This window comes from Aquabacterium sp. (assembly GCF_035476535.1).
Lineage (GTDB): Bacteria > Pseudomonadota > Gammaproteobacteria > Burkholderiales > Burkholderiaceae_C > Pseudaquabacterium.
Genome location: NZ_DATILJ010000043.1, coordinates 1 through 7,721 on the forward strand (window position 1 = coordinate 1; position 7,721 = coordinate 7,721).

Genomic DNA, 7,721 nt, shown 5'->3' on the forward strand with positions numbered 1-7,721 from the left:
CTCCCGTGCCCCTGAATCCCCTGCCCACCGATGGGGCGCCGCCCGAGGTGCGCGTCGCCATCGAAGGCCCTGTCGCGACGATCACGCTGGACCGGCCGCACAAGCGCAATGCGCTGAGCCTGCGCCTCATCGGCGAGCTGCGCGCCGCTTTCGAGGCCTTGCCCGACAGCGTCAAGGCCGTGGTGTTGAACGGCGCCGGTGAACACTTCAGCGCCGGGCTCGACCTGTCCGAACTGGGGCCGCTGTCGCCGGCCGAGGGCATGCTGCATTCGATGGTCTGGTACGAGGCCTTCGAGCGCATCCAGTTCGGCACGCGCCCTGTCGTCTGCGTGATGCACGGTGCGGTGGTCGGTGGCGGGCTCGAACTGGCGTCTGTCGCGCATGTGCGGGTGGCCGAAGACAACGCCTACTTCGGCCTGCCCGAAGGCCAGCGCGGCATCTTCCTCGGCGGGGGTGGCTCGGTGCGCATCAGCAAGCTGATCGGGGTGTCGCGTGTCTCCGAGATGATGCTCACCGGCCATGTCTACAGCGCGCAGGAAGGTTTCCAGATCGGACTGGCGCACCACCTGGTGCCGGCGGGCGAAGGGCTGCGCAAGGGCCAGGAGTTGGCCGCTCGCATGGCGAGCAATGCGCCGATGTCGAACTTCGCGATCCTGCGCGCGCTGCCGCTGATCGCCGAGCAGCCCATGGCCCACGGCTTGATGACCGAAGCGCTGATGGCCACCGTCACGCAATCCGAACCCGAGGCGAAAGAGCGCCTGCAGGCCTTCCTCGACAAACGCGCCGGCAAGGTGTTGCCGTCCTGAACCACGGGCTTCGAGCATGAGCAGTTTCCTCGACGAGCTGGTGGCGATCGACATGCACACGCATGCCACGGTCTCCACCCGCAACCCGCCGGACGACGTCGCCATCGCGATGGACGCGGCGATGGACGCCTACTTCAAGCAGCCGATGCCGCGGCCGACCATCGCCGAGACAGCCGCCTATTACCGCGAACGCCGCATGCTGGCGGTGATCTTCACCGTCGACACCGAACGCGAAACGGGCCAGGCGCGCATCAGCAACGAGGAAGTCGCCGAAGAGGCTGCAAAGCATGCGGATGCGCTGATCCCGTTCGCCAGCATCGACCCGCTGCGCGGCAAGATGGGCGCGCGAGAAGCACGCCGGCTGATCCGCGACTTCGGCGTGCGCGGCTTCAAGTTCCACCCGTCGGCGCAGGGCTTCCATCCCAACGACAGGACCTGTTACGCAGTGTATGAAGCGATCGCCGAAGCCGGCCTGCCGGCGATCTTCCACAGCGGCCAGACCGGCATCGGCGCCGGCCTGCCCGGCGGCGGCGGCATCCGCCTGAAGTACTCCGACCCGATGCTGCTGGACGACGTGGCGGTGGATTTCCCGACGCTGCCCATCGTCATCGCTCATCCGTCCTTTCCGTGGCAGGACAACGCGCTGGCGGTGGCCACGCACAAGCCCAACGTGCACATCGATCTGTCGGGCTGGTCGCCGAAGTACTTTCCGCCGCAGTTGGTGCAGTACACCAACACCTTGCTGCGCAAGAAGGTGATGTTCGGCTCCGACTACCCGGTGCTCACGCCCGAGCGCTGGCTGCAGGACTTTTCTGCGCTGGACATCAAGCCCGAGGTGCGGCCGCTGGTGCTGAAGCAGAACGCCATCCGCCTGCTGGGCCTGGACCGCGACCCGGTGTATGGCCGCTATGAACGGCTGCAGCCCGCCGCCGACAAAGACTGTTGTTGAGGAGACAGCATGAACACATCGTCATCCCGTTTCGCGAGGGCCATCCCGGCCGCGGCATTGGCCTGTCTGGCCGGTTCGGCCTCGGCGCAGCAGTACACCTTGTACGGGCTGGTCGACGCGGCCGTCGAGCGCATCGACCATGTCGGCGCCAACGCGGGCTCGCTGACCCGCATGCCGTCGACGACGGGCTCGTTTCCCTCGCGCTGGGGCCTGCGCGGTTCGGAAGACCTGGGCGACGGCTTGAAGGCGGTGTTCACGCTCGAAGCCGGCTTCGGGCCGGACACCGGTGTCTCCGGCCAGGGCGGACGCATGTTCGGCCGCCAGGCCTTCGTCGGCCTGAGCGGCGGCTGGGGCACGGTATCGGCCGGCCGCCACTACACGATGCTGTTCTGGTCCTTGCTGGAGGCCGATGTGATCGGGCCGATGGTCTTTGCCATCGGTTCGCTGGACAGCTACGTGCCCAACACACGCGTCGATAACGCGTTATCGTACCGCGGCAAGTTCGGTGACCTGTCGGCCGGCGCCACCTTCAGCTTCGGCCGTGACAGTGCCAACCCCGCCCCCAACAACCCGGCCGGCACCAACTGCGGCGGTGAACTCGCCACCGATTCGAAGGCTTGCCGGGAATGGTCGGTGCTGCTCAAGTACGACCAGCCGAGCTGGGGTGTTGCCGCGGCGATCGACACGCTCAAGGGCGGCGCTGGCTCCTGGGCCGTGGCCGGCCTGACGTCCAGCACGCTGAGCGATCGCCGCACTACCGTGAACGGCTACGCCAAGCTGGGCAGCGTCAAGCTGGCTGGCGGCGTCATCCAGCGCGACAACGACGGCAGCGCCACCACGCCGCGCAGCGACCTGGTCTTCTTCGGCGCCACGCTCCCGGTGGGCGAGCTCTTCTCGCTGGACGCCCAGGTCGCGCAGCTGAAGTTCAAGCATTCGCCCAACAAGGCCAGCCTGGCGGTGCTGCGCGGCAACTACGCGCTGTCCAAGCGCACGGCGCTCTACGCGGCCGTCGGCCACATCGACAACGAAGGCAGCCTGGCCATGTCGGTGAGCGGCGGTGCACCGGGCAGCAACCCGGCGCCGGGCGTCGGCCAGACCGGCATCGTGACCGGCTTGCGCCACAGTTTCTGAAGCATCGGCGCTCGGCGCGTGGCGGCCCGCCTCAGCGCCGGACCGGCACCGGCTTGCGCTGGAAGATCAGGCGCAGCGTCCAGCGGCTGCGATCCTCGCCCTCGGGCGTCAGCAGGAAGCTGGCGGTGCGGTAGCCGGGCTCGCTGAGCGCCAGGCCACCGAGCTCGGGCAGCTGCGGGCTGGTCTGGCCGAAGCGCACCGGCCGCGTCCATTGGCCGTTGGCATCTGGCGCGTAGACGCTGCCGATGTCGCTGGTGGCACAGCTGCCGGCGCTGATGCAGTGGATGTCCAGCAGGTGCAGCCAGGGCTGCGTCAGCAGGCGGCCTTCGGCTGGGCGTGATGGATGAGCGTCGATCAGGGGCAGCGTCTGCTCCAGCTCCACCGCCACATGCAGGTGGTCGACGCGCCGCGGCACGCTGAGGCCGGTCTGGGCCACCGGCACGCTGATCCAGCGGCGGTCGATGACGGCCGGCATCGTGAAACGCGCACGGCCCTCGGCTTCGGTGACGAAGCGGTGGCCGGTGTCCGCCTGGCGTGCATGCGCCGCGTCGCCCAGCACCAGCCGAACGGCCGCGCCGGGGATGCCTTCGTCCGATTCGTAGCGGGTCAGGCGGAAGTCCACCGACACCGTCGCGGGCTGGGCCACGGCACCGAGGGCCTTGCACAGCAGGGCCAGCATCATCAGCAGCCTCCCATGGCGCATGCTCAGCCCAGACCCCACACTGCGGCCACTATCGCCGAGTGCTCAGGTCGACACGCAGCACACCGTCCACCTGCTGCCAGCGCAACCGTCCGAGCACGTCCATGCCCAGCAGCGGCCGCTCGCCCAGGGCTGGCAGCGCGATCAGCCGCATGCGGTCGATGCGCACGCCGCCGTGCAGCGCCAGATCGGCGACGACGATCTTGCCGACCGCCGACCCGCCCGCGGTCTGCGACTGCACCACGCCCATCGATTCGAGCCCCAGTTCGCGCGCCAGGCCGGCCGAGATCGCCGTGCCGCTGGCGCCGGTGTCGACGAGGAAGTCCACCGCCTGGCCATTGACGCTGCCGGGCCAGTGGTAATGGCCGTCGCGGCCGCGCTGCAGCTCGACCACCTCGCCGTCGAGCTTGAACCGGGTCTGCGTGGATTCGCGCTGCCACCACTGGATGCCCAGGAAGATGGCGGCGCCGATCAGCAGCCAGACGGTGAGCACCTTGAGGGTGCCGGGGAGTTCTTGTTGCATGGGGTGGACAATGCCATGAAATCGCCGCCGCCAGGGCCGGGGACTGCCGCCCCGGTTTCCCCGCGCCGCGCCGAGGGCCCGCTGAGCGCCCACCGGAGACCGCCTTGAAGTTCCAGATGTCGAAGAATTCGCTGTTCGCGATCCTGCTGCGCTCGCCGTGGTGGATCAGCGTGCTGATCGCGCTGCTGATGGGCGCGGTGGCTTTCGCGCTGCTCTCCGGGCCTTTGCGCGCGGTGGGTGCGCTGTCCGGGCTGCCGTTCCTGGTGATTGCCGCGCTGGCGGCCCGACGCCAATGGGGCCTGCCCAGCGCGGCACGCGTGGCCCAGACCCGGCAGGCGCTGGCCGGCATGGCCTGGCCGGGGTTTGCGGCGCTGCTCGAGCAGTCGTTCCAGCGCGACGGCTTCACGGTGCAGCGCGGCAAGGCGGACAGCGTCGACTTCGTGCTCGAGCGCAAGGGCCGCCAGATGCTGGTGTGCGCACGGCGCTGGAAGTCGGCCCGCACCGGCCTCGAGGCCTTGCGTGTCCTGCAGGCGGCACGCGACGCCGCCGATGCGCCGGACGCGCTGTACATCGGCCTCGGCCCGCTCAGCGACAACGCCTGGCCTTTTGCCCGGGAACACCGCATCGCGATCTGGCAGGTCGACGAGTTGGCGCACGCGCTGCGCGGGCTGCCCCTGGGTCCGGTGACGACGCGGTGACTTTGCGGTGACTTCGTGGTGAGGGCCCGCTGAACCCGCCCGCCGCCATCAGCCCGCCGCCATCAGCGCGCCGCGCGCCAGTGTGACGCCTCACGACGCCACGCGACGCAAGGCTACAGTGCGCCCATGACGGAAGACGAAGCACGCCGCGTGGTGCTGCTGCAGTCGCGCGAGTCCGCCGGCCCGACGCCGCTGTGGACCGACGACGATCGCGCCTGGGCCCACCGCGCGGCGCGGCAGGACGGCGCGGCTGACGCGCCTTTTGAGCGCTATGTTGTCGAGCGTGCACGCCATGCGATGCAGCGCCTGCTGCCGCGCGATGCGCAGGCGCGGCGCTGGCTGCAGCCGCAGGGCCGGCACGCGGTCTGGCTGGCGCTCGCGGTGCTGCTGGCCTTCATCGGCGGCATGCTGGTCGATCGCATCGGCGCGGCGCATCACATCGACCTGCTGGCGCCGCCGGTGTGGGCCGTGGTGGCCTGGAACCTGGCCGTCTACCTGGCCCTGCTGGTGCCGGGCAGCCACCGCTTCGTGCGTCGGCCGCTGGCCGGGATGATGAAAGGCCCGCGTTTGGGGGGCGAAGCCGCCTTGGCCCTTGGGTCCGTCTGGGCCCGCTGCGCCGCGCCGCTGACCGGCGCGCGTTGGGCACTGGGCCTGCATCTGGCAGCGGCGGCGCTCGCGGCGGGGCTCATCACCGGCCTGTACCTGCGCGGCCTGGTGCAGGACTACCGGGCCGGCTGGCAGAGCACCTTCCTTGACGCGCCGGCAGTGCAGGCCGTGCTGAACCTGCTGCTGGCGCCGGCCGCGGCGGTGTCCGGCATCGCGGTGCCCGAGGCCGCGCCGCTGCGCGTGATGCAGGGCGTGGCGCCGCAGGGCAACGCGGCGCCATGGATCCATCTGTATGCCGTGACCCTGCTGTTGATGGTCGTGCTGCCGCGTGTGGCGCTGACGGGCTGGGCGGCCTGGCGCGTGGGCAGGCTGCGCCGCCACTTTCCGTTGCCGCTGGACGGGCCTTACTACGACAAGCTGCGTCTGCAGCAGCGGGGCGGGCGCATCGTGGCCGAGGTGAGGCCGCATGCCGCCGCCGTGTCCGCGCAGGCGGCCCTGGGCTTGCGTGCCTTGCTCGCGACGGTGTGGGGTGATGCGGTCGACCTGCGCATCACCGAACCGGTGCCCCATGGTCACGAGGAAGAGGCGGCCACCGCCCCGCCCGCCGATGCCACGCTGCGCATCGCCCTCTTCGAGCTCGGCGCCACGCCGGAGTCGGACGCGCATGGTCGCCTGCTCGACGCGCTGGCCGGGCCCACGCCCCGGCTGGCGGTCGTCGACGAGGCCGCGTTCAAGCGCCGCTTCGCCAGCCAGCCCGAACGCCTGCAGCAACGGCGGGCGGCCTGGCAGGGCCTGGTGCGCACGCATGGCGTGGGCCTGGTCTGCGTCGACCTCGAGGGCGACGTCGGCCTGGCGGCAGCGGACCTGAAAGCGGCCTTGGCATGACTGAGAACCGGCCGATCCGGCTGTCGCTGGTCTCGCACACCAACGTCGGCAAGACCACGCTGGCGCGCACGCTGCTCGGCCGCGACATCGGCGAGGTGCGCGATGCCCCGCATGTCACCGAGTTCGCCGAGATGAACCTGCTGCTGCAGACTCCCGGCGGCGACCAGTTGCAGCTGTGGGACACGCCGGGTTTCGGCGACAGCGTGCGCTTGCTGCGGCGCCTGCGCATGCGGCCTTCGCCGCTGGGCTGGTTCCTGGCCGAGGTGTGGGACCGTTGGCGCGACCGGCCGTTCTGGGCCAGCCAGCAGGCCCTGCGCCATGTGCAGCAGGACTGCGATGTCGTGCTCTACCTCGTGAATGCAGCGGAGTCGCCCGAGGCCGCCGGCTATGTGGCGCCCGAGATGGAACTGCTGTCCTGGGTCGGCCGGCCGGTGCTGGTGCTGCTGAACCAGATGGGCGCGCCGCGTGCCGCCGCGCAGGAAGCGGCCGAGATCGAGCGCTGGCGCCGCCACCTGGCGGCCATCGCCCCGGTGCACGACGTGCTGCCGCTGGACGCGTTTGCCCGCTGCTGGGTGCAGGAAGGCGTGCTGCTGCGCGCCATCGCGCGGGTGCTGGGCGACGATGCCCGCATGCAGCGCCTGCATGGCGAATGGGCGCGGCAACGCCTGGCCCGCTTCGACGCTGCCGCGGCGGAACTGGCCGGCAGCCTCGGCCGCGTGGCGGCGGCGCGCGCGCCGCTGGAAACCGGCCGGGGCGCGCTGGAGCGGCTGCTGCCGGGCAAGCGGCCCGCCGTCGCGGCGGCCGAGCGCAGCCTGGCCGAAGCACTGGACGCCGAGCTGCGGGCCAGCACCGCGCGCCTGCTGGCGCTGCATGGCATCGAGGGGCGCGCCGCCAGCGTGATCCTGGACCGCGTGGCGGCACAGATCAAGCTGCGCGAGGCGGTGGGCGACAAGGCTGCGGGCCTGATCGGCGGCGCGCTGGGCGGTGCCCTCAGCGGGCTGGCCGCCGACCTGGCCGCCGGTGGCCTGACGCTGGGCGGCGGCATGCTGGCCGGCGGCCTGATCGGTGCCCTGGGCGCGTACGGCGCGGCACGGGCGATCAACATCGTGCGCGGCACCGGCGCCGGTTTTGCCGCGTGGGACGACGCGGCGATGCGGCCGCTGGTCGAAGCCGCGCTGCTGCGCTACCTGGCCGTGGCGCATTTCGGCCGGGGCCGTGGGCAATGGGTGGAGGGTGAAGCGCCGGCCCACTGGCGCGTGCTGGTCGACGAGGTGCTGGGCGCGCACGACGAGGCCCTGTGCCGGCTCTGGGCCGGCCGCGCGAGCACGCTGGACAACCCGGCGGAAGCGGATCGCCTCGGCGCGGCGCTCCACGCGCCGATGGCGGAAATCATGAAGACCTTGTTGCAGCGCCTGTACCCGGG

Annotated in this window: 8 protein-coding genes; 6 read left to right on the forward strand and 2 right to left on the reverse strand. The window is 71.2% G+C overall.

The window, feature by feature from the left end:
• The first annotated feature begins 5 nt into the window (after positions 1 to 5).
• From VLK61_RS04525 to VLK61_RS04535, 3 genes are read left to right on the forward strand one after another with little or no spacing between them, the layout of a single operon-like run.
• Positions 6 to 806, forward strand: a complete 801-nt coding sequence (locus tag VLK61_RS04525) for a crotonase/enoyl-CoA hydratase family protein (protein ID WP_325418742.1) — start codon at positions 6 to 8, stop codon at positions 804 to 806.
• Between the two features lie 16 nt (positions 807 to 822).
• The gene (locus tag VLK61_RS04530) at positions 823 to 1,755 is read left to right on the forward strand and encodes an amidohydrolase family protein (RefSeq protein WP_325418730.1); all 933 of its coding nucleotides are present in this window, start codon (positions 823 to 825) and stop codon (positions 1,753 to 1,755) included.
• Between the two features lie 9 nt (positions 1,756 to 1,764).
• Positions 1,765 to 2,886, forward strand: a complete 1,122-nt coding sequence (locus VLK61_RS04535; protein WP_325418732.1) for a porin — start codon at positions 1,765 to 1,767, stop codon at positions 2,884 to 2,886.
• Positions 2,887 to 2,917: 31 nt separating this feature from the next.
• Here VLK61_RS04535 and VLK61_RS04540 read toward each other — a convergent pair whose 3' ends face one another.
• Both VLK61_RS04540 and VLK61_RS04545 read right to left on the reverse strand, forming a co-directional pair.
• Positions 2,918 to 3,568 (reverse strand): hypothetical protein, encoded by a 651-nt coding sequence (locus tag VLK61_RS04540; protein WP_325418733.1) that lies wholly within the window; start codon positions 3,566 to 3,568, stop codon positions 2,918 to 2,920.
• Positions 3,569 to 3,617: 49 nt separating this feature from the next.
• On the reverse strand, positions 3,618 to 4,109 hold the full coding sequence (locus VLK61_RS04545) for a retropepsin-like aspartic protease family protein (RefSeq protein ID WP_325418734.1): 492 nt from the start codon (positions 4,107 to 4,109) through the stop codon (positions 3,618 to 3,620).
• A 104-nt stretch (positions 4,110 to 4,213) separates the two neighbouring features.
• Between VLK61_RS04545 and VLK61_RS04550 the strand changes: the two genes are divergently transcribed.
• The 3 genes from VLK61_RS04550 to VLK61_RS04560 form a co-directional block, all read left to right on the forward strand.
• Positions 4,214 to 4,807: a restriction endonuclease gene (locus VLK61_RS04550; protein WP_325418736.1), complete on the forward strand. Its 594-nt coding sequence runs from the start codon at positions 4,214 to 4,216 to the stop codon at positions 4,805 to 4,807.
• A 126-nt stretch (positions 4,808 to 4,933) separates the two neighbouring features.
• A complete protein-coding gene (locus tag VLK61_RS04555) occupies positions 4,934 to 6,298 on the forward strand; it encodes a DUF2868 domain-containing protein (RefSeq protein WP_325418738.1) in 1,365 nt (454 codons plus the stop codon).
• Positions 6,295 to 7,721 (forward strand): GTPase domain-containing protein (locus VLK61_RS04560; protein WP_325418740.1); only part of this gene is annotated, 1,427 nt, incomplete at its 3' end. The genes VLK61_RS04555 and VLK61_RS04560, both read left to right, overlap by 4 nt.

Coding starts and splice junctions, on each gene's coding strand:
- VLK61_RS04545 (WP_325418734.1), bottom strand. CDS start 4,109: ATGCAACAAGAACTCCCCGGCACCCTCAAGGTGCTCACCGTCTGGCTG.
- VLK61_RS04555 (WP_325418738.1), top strand. CDS start 4,934: ATGACGGAAGACGAAGCACGCCGCGTGGTGCTGCTGCAGTCGCGCGAG.
- VLK61_RS04535 (WP_325418732.1), top strand. CDS start 1,765: ATGAACACATCGTCATCCCGTTTCGCGAGGGCCATCCCGGCCGCGGCA.
- VLK61_RS04530 (WP_325418730.1), top strand. CDS start 823: ATGAGCAGTTTCCTCGACGAGCTGGTGGCGATCGACATGCACACGCAT.
- VLK61_RS04540 (WP_325418733.1), bottom strand. CDS start 3,568: ATGATGCTGGCCCTGCTGTGCAAGGCCCTCGGTGCCGTGGCCCAGCCC.